At 38.9% G+C, this 14,985-nt stretch carries 18 protein-coding genes; 8 read left to right on the plus strand and 10 right to left on the minus strand.

What is annotated here, in order from left to right; genetic code table 11:
- Positions 1 to 30: 30 nt before the first annotated feature.
- Positions 31 to 1,518: a MocR-like pyridoxine biosynthesis transcription factor PdxR gene (pdxR, locus tag ACIPUA_RS13360; RefSeq protein WP_449059774.1), complete on the minus strand. Its 1,488-nt coding sequence runs from the start codon at positions 1,516 to 1,518 to the stop codon at positions 31 to 33.
- Between the two features lie 103 nt (positions 1,519 to 1,621).
- Here pdxR and ACIPUA_RS13365 point away from each other — a divergent pair, with 103 nt between their 5' ends.
- Positions 1,622 to 2,080, plus strand: coding sequence for a GNAT family N-acetyltransferase (locus tag ACIPUA_RS13365; RefSeq protein WP_042843820.1), 459 nt, complete (start codon positions 1,622 to 1,624; stop codon positions 2,078 to 2,080).
- A gap of 107 nt (positions 2,081 to 2,187) precedes the next feature.
- Here ACIPUA_RS13365 and ACIPUA_RS13370 read toward each other — a convergent pair whose 3' ends face one another.
- The 4 genes from ACIPUA_RS13370 to ACIPUA_RS13385 form a co-directional block, all read right to left on the minus strand.
- Positions 2,188 to 2,727 (minus strand): NADAR family protein, encoded by a 540-nt coding sequence (locus ACIPUA_RS13370; protein ID WP_042843819.1) that lies wholly within the window; start codon positions 2,725 to 2,727, stop codon positions 2,188 to 2,190.
- 104 nt (positions 2,728 to 2,831) lie between these two features.
- Complete coding sequence (locus ACIPUA_RS13375) at positions 2,832 to 3,554, minus strand: amino acid ABC transporter ATP-binding protein (protein WP_042843818.1); 723 nt, start codon at positions 3,552 to 3,554, stop codon at positions 2,832 to 2,834.
- Entirely contained in the window at positions 3,541 to 4,305 is a 765-nt protein-coding gene (locus ACIPUA_RS13380) for an amino acid ABC transporter permease (RefSeq protein WP_042843817.1), read from the minus strand. Before ACIPUA_RS13380 ends, ACIPUA_RS13375 begins: the two co-directional genes overlap by 14 nt.
- Before the next feature lie 63 nt (positions 4,306 to 4,368).
- The gene (locus tag ACIPUA_RS13385; RefSeq protein WP_048607209.1) at positions 4,369 to 5,136 is read right to left on the minus strand and encodes a basic amino acid ABC transporter substrate-binding protein; all 768 of its coding nucleotides are present in this window, start codon (positions 5,134 to 5,136) and stop codon (positions 4,369 to 4,371) included.
- Between the two features lie 320 nt (positions 5,137 to 5,456).
- On the opposite strand from ACIPUA_RS13385, the gene ACIPUA_RS13390 reads away from it, so the two are divergent.
- The 6 genes from ACIPUA_RS13390 (at position 5,457) to ACIPUA_RS13415 (ending at position 10,937) form a co-directional block, all read left to right on the plus strand.
- Positions 5,457 to 6,365 (plus strand): AEC family transporter, encoded by a 909-nt coding sequence (locus ACIPUA_RS13390; RefSeq protein WP_048607173.1) that lies wholly within the window; start codon positions 5,457 to 5,459, stop codon positions 6,363 to 6,365.
- 82 nt (positions 6,366 to 6,447) lie between these two features.
- Positions 6,448 to 7,908, plus strand: a complete 1,461-nt coding sequence (locus ACIPUA_RS13395; RefSeq protein ID WP_042844339.1) for an AMP nucleosidase — start codon at positions 6,448 to 6,450, stop codon at positions 7,906 to 7,908.
- A 16-nt stretch (positions 7,909 to 7,924) separates the two neighbouring features.
- Positions 7,925 to 8,458, plus strand: a complete 534-nt coding sequence (locus ACIPUA_RS13400; protein ID WP_226619150.1) for a GNAT family N-acetyltransferase — start codon at positions 7,925 to 7,927, stop codon at positions 8,456 to 8,458.
- A gap of 56 nt (positions 8,459 to 8,514) precedes the next feature.
- Positions 8,515 to 8,937 carry a helix-turn-helix domain-containing protein gene (locus tag ACIPUA_RS13405; RefSeq protein ID WP_042843814.1) on the plus strand — a complete coding sequence of 141 codons (423 nt, stop codon included), beginning with the start codon at positions 8,515 to 8,517 and terminating at the stop codon, positions 8,935 to 8,937.
- A gap of 106 nt (positions 8,938 to 9,043) precedes the next feature.
- The gene (accA, locus tag ACIPUA_RS13410; RefSeq protein ID WP_449059775.1) at positions 9,044 to 10,003 is read left to right on the plus strand and encodes an acetyl-CoA carboxylase carboxyl transferase subunit alpha; all 960 of its coding nucleotides are present in this window, start codon (positions 9,044 to 9,046) and stop codon (positions 10,001 to 10,003) included.
- Positions 10,004 to 10,046: 43 nt separating this feature from the next.
- Positions 10,047 to 10,937: a LysR family transcriptional regulator gene (locus ACIPUA_RS13415; RefSeq protein WP_042843811.1), complete on the plus strand. Its 891-nt coding sequence runs from the start codon at positions 10,047 to 10,049 to the stop codon at positions 10,935 to 10,937.
- An 8-nt stretch (positions 10,938 to 10,945) separates the two neighbouring features.
- Here the strand turns inward: ACIPUA_RS13415 and ACIPUA_RS13420 are convergent, their stop codons facing one another.
- From ACIPUA_RS13420 to ACIPUA_RS13440, 5 genes are all read right to left on the minus strand, one after another.
- On the minus strand, positions 10,946 to 11,407 hold the full coding sequence (locus tag ACIPUA_RS13420) for an RES family NAD+ phosphorylase (RefSeq protein WP_449059776.1): 462 nt from the start codon (positions 11,405 to 11,407) through the stop codon (positions 10,946 to 10,948).
- Entirely contained in the window at positions 11,404 to 11,865 is a 462-nt protein-coding gene (gene parS / locus ACIPUA_RS13425; RefSeq protein ID WP_042843808.1) for a type II RES/Xre toxin-antitoxin system antitoxin, read from the minus strand. Before parS ends, ACIPUA_RS13420 begins: the two co-directional genes overlap by 4 nt.
- An 89-nt stretch (positions 11,866 to 11,954) precedes the next feature.
- On the minus strand, positions 11,955 to 12,422 hold the full coding sequence (locus ACIPUA_RS13430) for a DUF1456 family protein (RefSeq protein ID WP_449059777.1): 468 nt from the start codon (positions 12,420 to 12,422) through the stop codon (positions 11,955 to 11,957).
- A 185-nt stretch (positions 12,423 to 12,607) separates the two neighbouring features.
- Positions 12,608 to 12,922 carry an AzlD domain-containing protein gene (locus tag ACIPUA_RS13435; RefSeq protein WP_042843806.1) on the minus strand — a complete coding sequence of 105 codons (315 nt, stop codon included), beginning with the start codon at positions 12,920 to 12,922 and terminating at the stop codon, positions 12,608 to 12,610.
- On the minus strand, positions 12,919 to 13,620 hold the full coding sequence (locus ACIPUA_RS13440; RefSeq protein ID WP_048607181.1) for an AzlC family ABC transporter permease: 702 nt from the start codon (positions 13,618 to 13,620) through the stop codon (positions 12,919 to 12,921). Before ACIPUA_RS13440 ends, ACIPUA_RS13435 begins: the two co-directional genes overlap by 4 nt.
- Before the next feature lie 686 nt (positions 13,621 to 14,306).
- Here ACIPUA_RS13440 and leuE point away from each other — a divergent pair.
- The gene (leuE, locus tag ACIPUA_RS13445) at positions 14,307 to 14,948 is read left to right on the plus strand and encodes a leucine efflux protein LeuE (RefSeq protein ID WP_048607183.1); all 642 of its coding nucleotides are present in this window, start codon (positions 14,307 to 14,309) and stop codon (positions 14,946 to 14,948) included.
- Positions 14,949 to 14,985 lie beyond the last annotated feature (37 nt).

The raw sequence follows: 14,985 nt of genomic DNA on the forward strand, positions 1-14,985 counted from the left end.
TATCAGATAAAAGCTTAAAATAACCATTGTTTAGGTTGGGTATAGGTTCGTTAGTTTTTCACTGAGCAGTTTTACACTACTTATGATGTCATTCTCATTATGAGCGGCATATCCAAAGAGAATCGCATTGTGGTTGCGGCTTTCAATACAATAACGAGATAACGGTTGTGCACCAAAGCCTAATTGCTGGCATTGTTCAAGGATTATCCGAATATCGTAACCTGCTTTGACCCAGCAAACAGTGTGAATACCAGAGTCTGTCATTTGTACGTCAAATAAATGGGGCAAGTATAAGTTGATTGCGCTGAGGAATGCGTTTTGCCTGTCATGACATATTTTGCGTATTTTCCTAACATGACGTGCATAATGCCCCTCTTGAATAAACTGAGCTAAGGCCGCTTGCTCTAGGTAGCCACAATGACTATCACTGTAATATTTCATCATTGTAAAAGGTTCGCTCAGTATTTCTGGGACAACTAAAAAGCCTAAACGGAATCCGGGATACATCATTTTAGAGAATGTGCCTGCATAAATTACACGTTGGTGATTATCCAGTCCTTGTAATGCTTGAATTGGTTTAGATGAAAAACGAAACTCACTGTTATAGTCATCTTCGAAAATCCATGCATTATTTTGTTGTGCCCAATCTAGCAATGCCAAGCGCCGAGGTAAACTTAACGTTGTTCCTAGTGGAAATTGGTGTGAGGGCGTGGTGTAAATTAATTTTGCATGGCTATATTGTTTTGCAGCGTAAGTGATATCCATTCCCTCCTGATCTGAAGGAATAGCGGCGATTTTAGCCCCTGTTGCGGTGAGTATTGCCCTTGCACTATCATAACCAGGGTCATCTAACCAAACAGTATCACCTTGTTTTAATAGAACTTTGGAAACTAAATTAATGGCTTGCTGGGTACCGTTGACAATAATAATTTGATTTTCATTACAGTGGACTCCACGCGTTGAGCGAACATAGTCAGCCACCAGTTTTTTTAACGGCATATAACCATCGGGATGGTTAAAATGAGGGATTGCAGACTTAGATTTACGCCAAACACGGCCCAGTAAACGCCCCCAAAGTTCATGTGGAAATTGGTCTACACAGCCAATACCAATATTAAACATTTGGTGTGTGTTTGTATTCGGGCGTGATTTATCCCATAAGCTTTCTAGTGTGCTGATAATAGGGTTCAGATTAAGTGCATTGTATTCAGGGCAATTAATAATTTGAGGCTTACTTGTTGTTCTAACTAATTCGTCTGGGATCTTCGCTGAAACATAAGTGCCAGACCCTTTCTTGGTATACAAATAGCCTTCATCAATTAACCTATCGAATCCTGCAATCACAGAATTTCTAGAAATTGACATCATTTCCGCAAGTGCTCTAGTTGAGGGAAGTTTAATACCTGTATTAATACGCCCATCCAGAATTGCATCACGGATTGTGTGGTAAACATTTTCTTTAATGTAACCCTCTTTAAGTAAAAGAAGGGGAAATGGAGCTTGCTGCTTACGGCGCATAAAGTGGACCCTATTTAAATAACAAAAGTGTATCTTATACAGCACCAGATTGGTATGTACTATAACCCCACTAAGTTATAAATTAATAGATGGAAGGGTTATTATGAATAAAACAGCATTACCAGTCACAGTCGATTTTGTCGCGCCAGAACATTACCCTGAGTGGTTAGTTTATTGGCTAGAATATCAAAAATTCTACAAAGTGGATTTAAAAGAAGAGGTGACGTTAAAAGCGTGGGAGCGCTTCTTTGATGCTAATGAGCCGATGTATTGTGCTGTAGCACTGGAAGAAGGAAAAGTTGTTGGTTTTGTGAATTATTTATATCACCGGTCAACTTGGGCTGAAAATGATTTTTGTTATTTAGAGGATTTATATGTGACACCTGAAATGCGAGGTCGTCATGTTGGGAAACAGTTAATCGAGTTTGTACATCAGCAAGCTAAAGAAAAACAATGTGGTCGTCTTTATTGGCATACGCAAGAAACTAACTTACCCGGTCAAAAATTGTATAACTGGGTGGCAGAAAAGCCCGGCGTGATTGAATACAGAATGGCCTTGTAATAAATAGCCGCCAAATATCCTACATTTCAGTTAATTATTTGCTGACCCGTTGTTTGGCAACAACGGGTTTTTCATCTCAATCAGAGAGCATGCAAAAATAAACTGAGTTAATCAGCTAATTGGGAACGTACTTCCATCAATGCGAAACCCAGTAAATTTAACCCTTTCCACGTTAGAGGATTTTCGATATTTTCACTATCTTCAGCTAACCCAATTCCCCAAACTTTATCAACGGGGCTGGCTTCTACGAGTATTCGCTCATTTGTAGAAAGTAAAAATTGCTTTAGTTCTTCATTTTGTGAAAATTTTGCCATATTAGCGGCAACCACGATCTCAAAACGGTTTTTATCCCAGACATCTTGTTTAAACCCACGGACTTCGCGACCAAAAGCTTTAGCCGCACCTGGATTTGGTGCATGAATAATTTTATTTAGGGTTTCTGTATCACCAAATAAGCGTGCTTTTTCCGCCATCATAAAATGTTCAGCACTTGCAAATCGATGACCATCAACAATAAATGGGGAAGGGTACCATTGGCTAAAACAGCTTTTGGTTATGTGATTTTGTTTTGTTTGGTGGCCCCAGAAAAAAACATATTTATATTTTTTGCCTGAGCGAAATTGATTACAAAGAGTTTTTATATCCATAAGTTAGTCAGCTTTAGCTAAGAATAATATGCTTAGCTTATCTATCACAGGTAACCCTGACTATCGGAATAGCCTGCTTAGTCAATTATAAGCAGGCGTGATGCCTAGAGTACCTTACTTAAAAATTCTGCAGTACGTGGGTTTGTCGGGGAGTTGAAAATTTGTTCAGGGCTACCTTGTTCTTGGATGATGCCTTGATCGATAAAGATAACGCGGTCAGCAACTTCCCGTGCAAACCCCATTTCATGAGTAACGATAACCATCGTCATTCCTTCATTGGCTAAAGTTTTCATGACTGCTAGAACTTCTCCCACTAGCTCAGGGTCAAGCGCTGAGGTGGGTTCATCAAATAATAAAATTGACGGTTGCATGGCTAAGGCGCGAGCTATAGCTACTCGTTGTTGTTGCCCACCGGATAAACTCGCAGGCCATGCATCAATTTTGTCTAATAACCCAACCTTGGCGAGTAATTGCTCAGCTTGCTTAAGTGCCTGATCCTTTTTTAGTCCTTTGACCAATGTCGGCGCCATCATCAGGTTTTCAAGTACGGTCATATGAGGGAATAAATTAAAACGCTGAAAAACCATACCTATATTTTCACGCATTTTATTTAAATCAGTTTTAGGGTCATGGACGTTAAACCCATTAACTTTTATTTCGCCGCCATCAGGACGTTCTAATGCATTTAAGCAACGTAAAAAGGTACTTTTCCCTGAGCCTGAAGGCCCAATGATACAAATAACTTCTTGTGGTTGAACTTCACATGAAATGCCTCGTAATACATGGGTATTACCAAATTTTTTTTGTAAATCATTAACGTAAATCACTTCTGCCCAACCTTTTTTCCATATATTGCACAAGCTGAGCAAGTATAAATGTCAGCATCCAATAAATTACTGATATGGTTAAATACGGTTCCCAATAGGTTGCGTAAGCACCGGAAACGGTTCTTGCTGCATAAGCAAGGTCGGCTAAACCGATAGCTGATGCAAGGGATGAATCCTTAACGATTGCAATGGCATTGTTCCCTAATGGCGGAAGGATCCTGCGGAAAGCTTGAGGCAAGATAACTTTTCGCATTGTTTTAGCCCAGCTCATACCAAGCGCTCGGGAGGCTTCCATTTGCCCTTTATCAATGGATTGAATACCGGCTCTGAATATTTCAGAGACGTAAGCTCCTGAGTTTAGCGTAATTGCGATTACACATGATAAAAATGCACCGTAATCAGAGCGTAACATACGCGCAGTATCGATGGACATAATCCCTGATGTGACTAATAAGCCATCACGTGGGTTAATAAAAAGCGGTACTAAGGCAAAATGGACGACCATTATTTGTACAAACAGAGGTGTGCCACGAAATGCACTTACATAGAAACGGACAGGCCATTGAACGAAATAGTGTAAAACAGGTTTCCAGATCCCTTGTTCAGCTTTAGCTGTTCTTCCTAAACCTAATGTTAATCCCCAAAGTGAGCCTAAAATAACGCATATGATGGTTGCTTTGATAGTCATCATAGCGCCTTCGGCAAACAAAGGGGCATATTCTTCGATTATTTCCCAACGAAACGCAGACATCTTAATTATCACCCTGATTTATATCGCGAAAAAGCCACCCAACGATGGCTTTAAATTCTACTATTATTGTTTTGGCAGTTGCGGAACGTTCTCATCAAACCATTTTTGGTAAATTTTGTTATAAGTTCCGTTCTCAACAATTTTGTTTAAACCATTATTGATTTTTTGTTGTAATTCACTATTGCCTTTAGCCACCGCAATACCGAAATATTGTTTTTCAAAATGGTTATCGTAGATCAGCTTAAATTTTTTCTCTGGGTGTGTTTTGATATAAAACTTAATCACACCCACATCGCCGACTGCTGCATCAATACCATCTTCAAATAGTTCTTGTAGTAGAAGAGGGGTATTATCAAACCGTTTGATTGAGGTACTATTTTTGCCAATAACTTCAGAGACTACAATATCCCCCGTACTGGAATTGACCACGCCAACATTGAGATCTTTTAAGCTGTTCAGGTCAGTCACATTGGAGGACTCGCTGATAACGATAGCTTGTTCTGCTGGGAAATAAGGGTTGGAAAAATCGACCATATTTTTACGTTTATCTGTGATAGTGATACCGGAAATTAAAATGTCCCGATCACCTGAGGATAAAGTTGCAAAAATACCTTCCCAAGGGGTATTGATTAACTTCACATCAAAACCTTCAACTTCCGCTATAGCTTTAATAATATCGATATCAAAACCTTCCAGTTGTTTTTGGCTATTTTCAAATTCAAAAGGGCGGTATGTACCACCAGCACCGACCGTATAACTTTCTTTAGCGTAAACATTCCCTGCAAAAGCCGCGAGTGTCAGGCATCCCGCAAAAACTAATTTTTTAAACATCATTACAGCCTCTTTATTTATGCATTTATAGTGCATAAAAATACATAAACTTTAGGTTGTAAGCAAACAATATTTATAAATTAGTACTGTGATATGAGGTTGAATAATGCGGAGGGATACCGTTTTGTGTTGTCAGTGAGATTAGCGGAGAAAATAAAACTATTTAAGAATAGGAAATGTGAGATATTTCTAGTTTTAATGAAAAAACCTTCTTACAAAAACGGATATTCACAATACCGCTTTTTTTACCTAACCATAACATTGCATTAACGATAAGCTTCTGCCATGTTTAGCTAGCTCATTGAATAAATTAACTTATCATGGAAAAGATTTTATTGGTGTTATGGCCCTTATTTGCGTTAATAGCAATTGGGTTTATCTTACGTCGTACAAGTTTATTTTCTAATGATTTCTGGCCGAGTGCTGAAAAACTTAACTATTTTATCCTATTCCCTGCATTGTTGATTAATAGTTTGGCCAGTGCACCGCTAGATAACCCTAAATTAACTTTCCTTGCCAGTGCAATATTCTGTATCTTAGGGGCAAGTTCATTTTTAGTTTTGCTATGTAAATATTTATTCAAAATTACGGTTCCGCGCTTCGGTGCTTATATTCAAGGGATCACGCGTTTTAACACCTACTTAGGCTTGGCAATAATAGCTGATTTATTTGGTCAAGAAGGGGTTGCAATTGCTGCGGTAATAATGGCAATTCTTGTCCCTAGTTGTAATGTGATTGCGGTACTTTCCCTAACATCAGGTGAGAAAATATCGATAAAGCAAATTCTATTCCCGATCATTAAAAACCCATTAATTATCTCTTGTTTGGTCGGTATTCTATTGAATTTATCCCCTATTGGTTTGCCATTTGGGTCTGGCCAATTATTAAAATTATTGGCGGCGTCCAGTTTACCATTAGGGTTGATATGCATTGGGGGCGCTTTGCAAACGGCAACCTTAAGAAGAGAATTCCAGCCTTTGATTATCTCAACATTGATACGTTTATTAGCGATGCCAGTATTGGCGGTATCAATCGCATATTTATTTTCCTTACCTGAATTTGAAACTCTTTTATTAGTTATTTTTTTTGCTATTCCAACTGCGCCAACAGCTTATATTCTGACTAGGCAATTGAATGGTGATAGCCAATTAATGGCAGGTATTATTACATTACAAACTGTGATGGCGGTTTTTACCTTGCCACTAGTTCTGTCATTAGCCATACAATAACAGCGATATATTTTGCAACCTTAGCCTCCATACACTATGTTATCGGGAGATTACTTCGTCTGATAAGGAGTTGTGTGTGTCTTTGGATAAATGTCAGAAATATGAAAATTTATCAATTGAAGAGGTATTGGATAAACTTTCATTGTTATATACAAATGCAATTGATTCATTACGAGATGCAATCGCTATTTATGTTAAAGATGGCCGCATACCTGAAAATGCTGAACGGGAAAATGGTTTATTTGCCTACCCAGAGCTATGCGTAACATGGTTAGGGGAAGTTGATCACTGTGAAAAAACACGTGCTTATGCACGCTTTGTTAAACGCGGTAATTATACTGTCACGATAACTCAACCAGAACTATTTCGGGCTTATTTAGTTGAGCAGCTTTCTATTTTACAACAAGACTATGATGTATCTTTTACGGTTCGCCCATCCAAAACAGAAATTCCCTACCCATTTGTGATTGATGGTTCAGATTTAGTCCTAGACCGTAGTATGAGCAGTCGTCTTGCTGCACATTTTCCGATTACAGACTTATCACATATTAGTGACGATATTACGGATGGTTTAAACCCAATAACTGATGAAATGCCATTATCGCATTTTGATGCGTTGCGGGTAGATTTCTCGTTAGCGCGCTTAAAACATTACACGGGTACACCGCCTGAGCACGTCCAACCTTATATTTTATTTACGAACTATAACCGTTATGTGGATGAATTTGTGAGCTGGGCATGCGAACAAATTCGAGACCCTGAAAGCCGCTATATTGCTTTGTCTTGTGTTGGTCACAATTATTTAACGGATGAAAATGCAGACCCACAAATTGCAACTTCCGATTTAACATGGAAAAAGTTCCAAATGCCTGCATACCATCTGATTGCAAAAGATGGCTCTGGTATCACATTAGTGAATATTGGCGTTGGCCCTTCAAATGCAAAAAACATTTGTGATCACCTTGCTGTATTAAGGCCACATACCTGGCTAATGATTGGTCATTGTGGTGGTTTACGGGAAAGCCAAAAAATTGGTGATTATGTGTTAGCTCATGCTTATTTACGTGATGACCATATTTTAGATGATGTATTACCGCCAGATATTCCTATTCCAAGTATCGCAGAGGTTCAGCGTGCTCTTTATGATGCAACAAAACAGGTAAGTAATATGCCTGGTGAGTTGGTCAAACAGCGGCTACGTACTGGAACGGTAGTTACCACAGATGATAGAAACTGGGAACTGCGTTTTTTTGCAACCGCACGTCGGTTTAGTTTAAGCCGTGCGGTCGCGGTGGATATGGAAAGTGCAACAATCGCAGCGCAAGGTTATCGTTTCCGAGTACCTTATGGCACACTGCTTTGCGTTTCAGATAAACCTCTGCATGGTGAAATTAAATTACCGGGACAAGCCAATAGTTTTTATGAAGGAGCGATATCCGAACACTTACAAATAGGTATTCGTGCTATTGATTTATTAAGGCAAGAAGGGGATAAATTACATTCTAGGAAATTAAGAACTTTTGATGAACCGCCATTTAGATAGCAAGGAGATGCCATCTATGAATTTGATACCAGAAATTGAAACGGATAGGTTGATTTTATCCAAACATCAGGTAAGTGACTTTCCTGCACTGACCAAGTTATGGGCAACAGAATCTATGGTACGCCATATTGGTGGCGTTCCATCTTCAGAGCGTGAATCGTGGATGAGAATGCTTGCGTATGGAGGGCTGTGGCCATTACTGGGGTTTGGTTATTGGGCTGTGCGCGAAAAAAACACGAGGCAGTATATAGGGGATTTAGGCTTTGCTGATTTTCACCGCATGGTTGAGCCTAAAGTTAAAGGGGTCCCTGAAGCTGGTTGGGTAATAGCACCTGAATTTCAAGGTCAAGGTTATGCAAGCGAGGCGATGAGCGCCGCTCTAATGTGGTTAAAAAAACAAAAAAAACATAAGCAATCAATTTGTTTTATTGAGCCGAGAAATATAGCGTCTTTGCGTGTTGCTGAAAAAGTAGGCTATGTTGTCGACCGTGAAATATTTATGAACGGTTGCATTACGGTATTATTACGCCAGGAATTAGATGTTGCATAACTAGTTGATGTAGTTATTTAATCATGAATTTTTATTGCATAACGGGTTATTATTTTATGTATGATGAGCTAGATATTTCCCAAGTTAGCCAGTTATCAGGTTTGGCACCCTCTACACTTCGTTATTATGAGGAAAGAGGGTTAATTAAACCGATAGGCAGAAAAGGGCTAAAACGGGTTTATCATGGCAAAGAAGTTATAACCCGTTTATCTTTGATTTCGCTAGGGCAGGAGGCAAAGTTCTCACTTGAAGAAATAGCTGAAATGCTAAACCATAAAGGGGGCCCTAAAATTGAACGAGAAAGTTTACTGGCAAAAGCGGATGAGATTGAACAAACCCTGCAAAGTCTGTCAGTTTTAAAAAATGGTATTTTACATATTGCTAATTGCCCTGAAGAGAATCATTTTTTATGCCCTAACTTCCAAAAGATTATGGCAAGTCGTTTAAAATTAAACCAGTTAAAGAAAAAAGGACCCTGATTATATTATCCCACTTTTGATAATAATGAATCCTAATTTCAAGCATAGAATGGGATGGCTAATCTGATTACACTGCTAAAATTGTAGTAACGATTTTAGGGAAATTATGACAACTCATTTTTTGGCGTTTGAAAAACCGATTATTGAACTTAACGAAAAAATAGCAGCTTTGATCGCCTTTAAACAAAAAGGCCGCCCATCTGAAATTAAACTCGATGAAGAAATCCAATTATTAAAGAAAAAAAGCCTCTCATTGACTAAAACAATATTTTCATCACTTGGTGCATGGGAGGTTGTTCAGTTAGCTAGGCACCCATTAAGGCCTTATACCTTAGATTATATCCCATTAATATTTACTGAGTTTCAAGAGCTTGCAGGTGATCGCGCATTTGCTGATGATAAAGCAATGGTAGGCGGGCTCGCGCGTTTAGACGGTAAGCCTGTGATGGTTATTGGCCAACAAAAAGGGCGTACAACGAAAGAAAAAGTGATGCGCAACTTTGGAATGCCCTCACCAGAGGGGTATCGAAAAGCATTGCGTTTAATGAAAATGGCGGAACGCTCTCAGTTACCCGTCATTATTTTCATTGATTCAGCAGGGGCCTATCCGGGTGTTGGTGCGGAAGAACGAGGGCAAGCTGAAGCTATTGCCCGAAATATTATCGAAATGTCTCGTTTAAAAACACCGATCATTTGTGTGATAACAGGGGAAGGCTGTTCAGGTGGTGCATTAGGGATAGGTGTAGGGGACAGAATAAATATGCTGGAATACAGTACTTATGCAGCAATATCACCGGAAGGGTGCGCATCTATTTTATGGAAAGATGCACAAAAAGCCCAAATAGCCGCGGAAGTGATGGGGATGACAGCTCCTAGATTAAAAGACCTCGGAATTATCGATAGAATTATACCTGAGCCAATGGGAGGAGCACACCGTGACTATACATTGGCAGCCGAGCACTTAAAGCAGCAGTTATTGGTCGATTTAGCTGAATTAACTCAATTAGATATAGACACATTGCTCGCTTCTCGTTATCAAAAAATAATGGATTTCGGTTATTGTTAATGTTATTAGTTCAGGCTCATATGTTGTGGAGCATGGAGGAAATATGACGGTTGACCTGAATTTATTGAAAGTTTTTATTGCGGTAGCCACTCAAGGGAATTTTGTGAATGCGGCAAAGCAGCTTTCCATGCCTACATCAAATGTAAGCCGTTATATTAAACAACTGGAACATCAACTAAATAGCCAATTAATTGAGCGAACAACGCGGCAAATGCGTTTAACCGAGGCCGGTAATATATTATTTGCTCAAAGCCAAAAACTAGTAGATGAATTGGAGCAAGTCGTCCAGAGAATTTGTCACCCTCAAGCGCTCACAGGGACATTGAGGCTGACTATTCCCAGTGAGTCTGGTAGTTTATTATTGGCTGATTTACTCGCAAAATTTGCATTATTGCATCCCCAACTAAATATCCATTGTGATACTCAATTAACACCACAAGATGTTATCAGTGACGATATTGATTTATTGCTGACTTTTCATCGGGGCCATCTCGAAGACAGTAGTTATCACTCACGGTTAATTAAATCATGGCCAAGTGCGGTAGTCGCATCACCAAAATTAATTGAAAAAACGGGGAAACCTTCTACAGTGGCTGATTTGGCTAGTGTGCCTTGCATTTCAAGTTTAAGCGCTTTACAAGGGCAGCCGTGGATATTTATTGATGCACATGACCGCCAGCAAAAAGTAGTAATAAACAGCACATATCGGGTTAACAGTGGGTTACTTGCTAATGCCGCTGCGGCAAACGGCGTAGGTTACGCGATTTTATCGTTAGAGGCTTGTCGTGAGCAAATACAGCAAGGGGTACTTGAGTTGATTGAATTTGGTGATATAAAACCTGCACCTATTGAGTTACGTGCTGTTTATGCCAGTCGCAGTGCATTATCACCAAAGATAGCTGCGTTTTTAAATTATTTATTACAGCAAATATAACAAGCTCACTACCGGTTAAATCGTGGGTCAAAAGTAAAGTCGAGGGGCTTAATGGTTTGGGTCACTTTTTGAAATTGCGGGTGCATAGGGTTAATAATGGCATTGTATTCATAAGGAATAATACAAGAAGGGACAATTAAGGCTAGGCTGTCTTGGTTCGTTAACCAGGTTGTGCCTATGTCCATTGTGGAGGTAGGTGCTGGGTCACGCTGCCAATCATCAGGGAGATGCTCTACTGACAGCTTCATCACATACCTATCGTTGATCTCAATTGATAATAAAGTGAAATGATTAAGCACGGTATCTTGGTTTATATGAACGAGAATTTCTAAAGCAGCTAATGAAATACTTGTTGATGTGTAGATAGCGGGCGTACCTTTATGGTTCCAGCGCCCACCGTATAACCTAGCACCTTGACCGGACCACGCATCATGAGCAAAGTCAGATTTAATCAAACGATATAAAATCATGAAAAAACACCGTGTTCAATGCGGCCAATAAGGTCGATAACTTCAAGAGCACCACTTTCAGTGGCAATCAACTCTATAGGGCGCGTATGTCCTAAGCCTTTCACGGGGTGATTCAACCAATCACTTGCCATTGACTTATCACCATTGAATAAGCGTACAGCGGCATCAAATACACGCACTAAGCGAGCAATTCTTTCACTTTCATCGGCATTGAGTGGCTGACCTGCATTTCTACGCCTTGCCACATTGCGCTCATTAATACCTGAAATACGGAGTAATTCAGATTTGCTGATGCCAGACCATTCTTGAATGTTGTCTAACACCGTAACGGAAAGACCTTGTCGTAGGAAATGAGTGAGTTCGATACCACGTTCTGCGGGTAGGCCAGCAAAGCGCCATAGGGGCTTAAAAGGTGGCGTGGTGGGTTGGGTTGGGAGTGCTGGAATATAGTTTCTCATTGAATACCTCCTGACATTTGTCTTATTTATTATAGACAATTGTCAGTAAGGTGTAAAATGAAAGATTAAAAAATAGCCATTGGTAAAGGCTATTTATCGCCTCGAAAACGCGTTGTGAGGCCTTTTAGAAAGTAACGAAGTAGCTGGTCTCCACATTCACGGTAGTTTTTATGCCCGGGTTTACGAAAAATGGCATTTAGTTCGGGTTTTGAAACACGAAAGTCAGCGAGTTGGTAAATTTCAATCATATCAGTGTCTTTTAGTTCAAAAGCGACACGTAATTTTTTGAGAATAATATTATTGTTTAAACGAGTATCGATTTCAGGTGCAGGACGACTTTCATCTTTACCACGGCGATAATAAATCAGCCCATTCAAAAAATGCCCCATTACATTATCATTACATTCAATGTATTCAGGGTCTGTATCTTTCTTTAACCAACTCACCATGTCTTCTTTTGAAATTGTGAGCTCTGCTAGTTTTACGATATTAACCATCTGAGCATCGCTCAAGTCCAACATATAGCGAATACTACGTAAAACATAATTATTAAGCATGGTTGTATTTTATCCATTATTTATAAAATTAATTAACGCAATCATATTGTTTGCATTAATGGTTACCGTGACAACGCTGACAAGATATTGTTTGAAAAGAAACTTGCGATGACGAGGTGGCTATTATGAGGGAATAACAGGATAAAGCAAAGCACTGAACGATGCTTTACCCCATGTAGTGTTATCTAGCCCATAAAATAAATAAGGGAATAGAAAAAGACTAAGGTAAGCCCAACGGTTAATAGCATATTTTTAAGCACTGAAGCTACGACCACACAAAAGAGAGCACCCCAAAGGTAAGGGTTGTCTGGGAAGCTGCGAATCTCATGGTTTTCTAGCAAAATTACAGGTGCGCAAATAGCGGTCAATAAGCAGGGAGCCGAATAGCTCAAAGCTTGACGAACGACAAGGGGTAACCGTATTGGTAATTGGGGGATTAGAAAAATATAGCGCAGAGTAAAAACAATAGCGGTTAAGCTAATAATTAACAACCAGATCATTTTTCCTCCTTCAATAAACGTGAAACTGCGACAGAGACAAACATCCCACCAACGCCTGCGATAACAATAGCACTACTGAAGGAGTACATTGAAAGTATGATAGCGACAACGAGTGAAAAGATAACTCCGCAAAGTGTACTTATTTTTCTTGTTAATGGAACGACGATTGCGAGCAAAGTTGCAACCACAGAAAAATCAAGATGTAATCGACTTAAATCGCCCACAATATTGGCCATCGCAATCCCGCAAAGACTGGTAATTAACCAAACCAGATAAAAACTAAAACCTGCACCAAAGAGATAAGGAAAACTTAAACTCTGGCGTTTTGCTGCACTAATCGCAAATAACTCATCTGTCAGTAAGAAGCCGATACTAAGGCGCTGAGGCGTTGTAAAGTCTTTAACTTGGGGTCGCAGTGTCAACCCATATAGTAAGTGTTGAGAAGTAATAAAGAAAACCGAGATAATAATCGTGATATAACCAGCACCAGAATTAAGTAACCCAAGTGTAACTAATTGAGCAGCACCAGCAAATACCATGGCTGACATGGCAAGACTTTGCCAAAAATCAAGCCCTGTTTCGACAGCCATAGAGCCAGCGAGGACTCCCCATGGAATAACGGCAAGGTTGAGAGGGGCAGTGTGAACAGCGCCGTTCATCATTGCTTTTTGCCATGAGTGATGTTGTTGAGAATACATGTAGATATATACCTATTATGAGTAAAAATAATTATAGCAATATAATTTATATTAAAGACTTATAACTCAATGGGATAAAACAAGATTGCTCTTTTATATCCACCTGATTACGTGCCATTGATCATTTCAAGCCCACCAAGGCCTTGTAAATGAAAGTAATGGGTACTTTCCATAGCATTCCCAAAAGTGAGTCGTTTATGAGCTATTTTTATTAAGCGACTTATTGATAGCATTATTTTAATAACAACTAATAAGCAGAAAGATGGCATTTGGAATACTAATTTATATAGGGTGTTTAATAAATAGATGTTAGTGCCATAGCTACTTTTATGTAATACAGGCTGTTATGTTATATCTTGAAATACAAACTTAATCACTACTGCTAATAGATGGCCATAAAAAGTTTAAAACTCCAATTAATTATGAAATGTAAGCATAAAAACACGCTAGTAATTTATTTTCAGCACGCCACTGAATAGGGTAACCTCTCTGGTTTTATATTCCGTTTTAGATGCCAGAGACTCATTGGTTAAGCTGATTTTTTATTTATATGTAGATGATAAATCCATATTAAAATTATTAATTAGTGATATCTTTCATATAAAACAGAAGATCTGTATCATAGTAATCATTAAGAAAGAATGTGAATTTTTTGTTATAACTTTTATAGAGTTAGCAGGTTTACTATGCTTGAAAATCTCGGTATTACAAACTTATGGACTTATCTTATTGGTGTAATATTTATTACTCTGGTACCCGGCCCTAATTCTTTATTTGTTTTAACGAGCAGTGCAAAATATGGCGTAAAAAATGGTTATAAAGCAGCGTTAGGTGTTTTTACTGGTGATGCTGTACTCATATTTTTATCATTTTTGGGTGTCGCTTCATTGGTGAAAACCTCTCCTATATTCTTTAGCGTCATAAAATATGCAGGGGCAGCTTATTTATTTTATTTAGGGATTAAAACACTCTATAGCGTTCTACATAAAAAAGACACGGCGGGTGATGTTGATTCTATTGTCCTTGCCACTAAAGGGACATTTAAAAAAGCCGTCTTTTTAAGTTTACTTAACCCCAAAATGATCATTTTTTATGTGTCGTTCTTTATCCAATTTATAGACCCTGCTTACCCAAGCGCTGGAGTGCCATTTTTCATTCTGGGCCTCATTTTAGAAACTTGCAGTATGATTTATTTATCATTACTAATTTTTGGTGCAGTTGCAGTGACTAATATGGTGAAACACAATAAAAAATTATCCAAATTTTCCAATAGCTGTATTGGTGCCGTGTTTCTAATGTTTGGTGTGAAACTGGCTTTAACCGCATAGGGATAAATTATCCTACTACCTACTAATAGCCGATGGT

The sequence above is a fragment of the Providencia sp. AGC89 genome (assembly GCF_053543535.1).

What these genes read in the sequence shown, in the direction of transcription:
- ACIPUA_RS13390 (WP_048607173.1), top strand. Translation starts at nt 5,457, where the DNA reads ATGGAAAAGATTTTATTGGTGTTATGGCCCTTATTTGCGTTAATAGCA.
- parS (WP_042843808.1), bottom strand. Translation starts at nt 11,865, where the DNA reads ATGAGAAACTATATTCCAGCACTCCCAACCCAACCCACCACGCCACCT.
- ACIPUA_RS13405 (WP_042843814.1), top strand. Translation starts at nt 8,515, where the DNA reads ATGTATGATGAGCTAGATATTTCCCAAGTTAGCCAGTTATCAGGTTTG.
- pdxR (WP_449059774.1), bottom strand. Translation starts at nt 1,518, where the DNA reads ATGCGCCGTAAGCAGCAAGCTCCATTTCCCCTTCTTTTACTTAAAGAG.
- ACIPUA_RS13415 (WP_042843811.1), top strand. Translation starts at nt 10,047, where the DNA reads ATGACGGTTGACCTGAATTTATTGAAAGTTTTTATTGCGGTAGCCACT.
- leuE (WP_048607183.1), top strand. Translation starts at nt 14,307, where the DNA reads ATGCTTGAAAATCTCGGTATTACAAACTTATGGACTTATCTTATTGGT.
- ACIPUA_RS13380 (WP_042843817.1), bottom strand. Translation starts at nt 4,305, where the DNA reads ATGTCTGCGTTTCGTTGGGAAATAATCGAAGAATATGCCCCTTTGTTT.
- ACIPUA_RS13385 (WP_048607209.1), bottom strand. Translation starts at nt 5,136, where the DNA reads ATGTTTAAAAAATTAGTTTTTGCGGGATGCCTGACACTCGCGGCTTTT.
- ACIPUA_RS13440 (WP_048607181.1), bottom strand. Translation starts at nt 13,620, where the DNA reads ATGTATTCTCAACAACATCACTCATGGCAAAAAGCAATGATGAACGGC.
- ACIPUA_RS13430 (WP_449059777.1), bottom strand. Translation starts at nt 12,422, where the DNA reads ATGCTTAATAATTATGTTTTACGTAGTATTCGCTATATGTTGGACTTG.
- ACIPUA_RS13365 (WP_042843820.1), top strand. Translation starts at nt 1,622, where the DNA reads ATGAATAAAACAGCATTACCAGTCACAGTCGATTTTGTCGCGCCAGAA.
- accA (WP_449059775.1), top strand. Translation starts at nt 9,044, where the DNA reads ATGACAACTCATTTTTTGGCGTTTGAAAAACCGATTATTGAACTTAAC.
- ACIPUA_RS13370 (WP_042843819.1), bottom strand. Translation starts at nt 2,727, where the DNA reads ATGGATATAAAAACTCTTTGTAATCAATTTCGCTCAGGCAAAAAATAT.
- ACIPUA_RS13400 (WP_226619150.1), top strand. Translation starts at nt 7,925, where the DNA reads ATGAATTTGATACCAGAAATTGAAACGGATAGGTTGATTTTATCCAAA.
- ACIPUA_RS13435 (WP_042843806.1), bottom strand. Translation starts at nt 12,922, where the DNA reads ATGATCTGGTTGTTAATTATTAGCTTAACCGCTATTGTTTTTACTCTG.
- ACIPUA_RS13420 (WP_449059776.1), bottom strand. Translation starts at nt 11,407, where the DNA reads ATGATTTTATATCGTTTGATTAAATCTGACTTTGCTCATGATGCGTGG.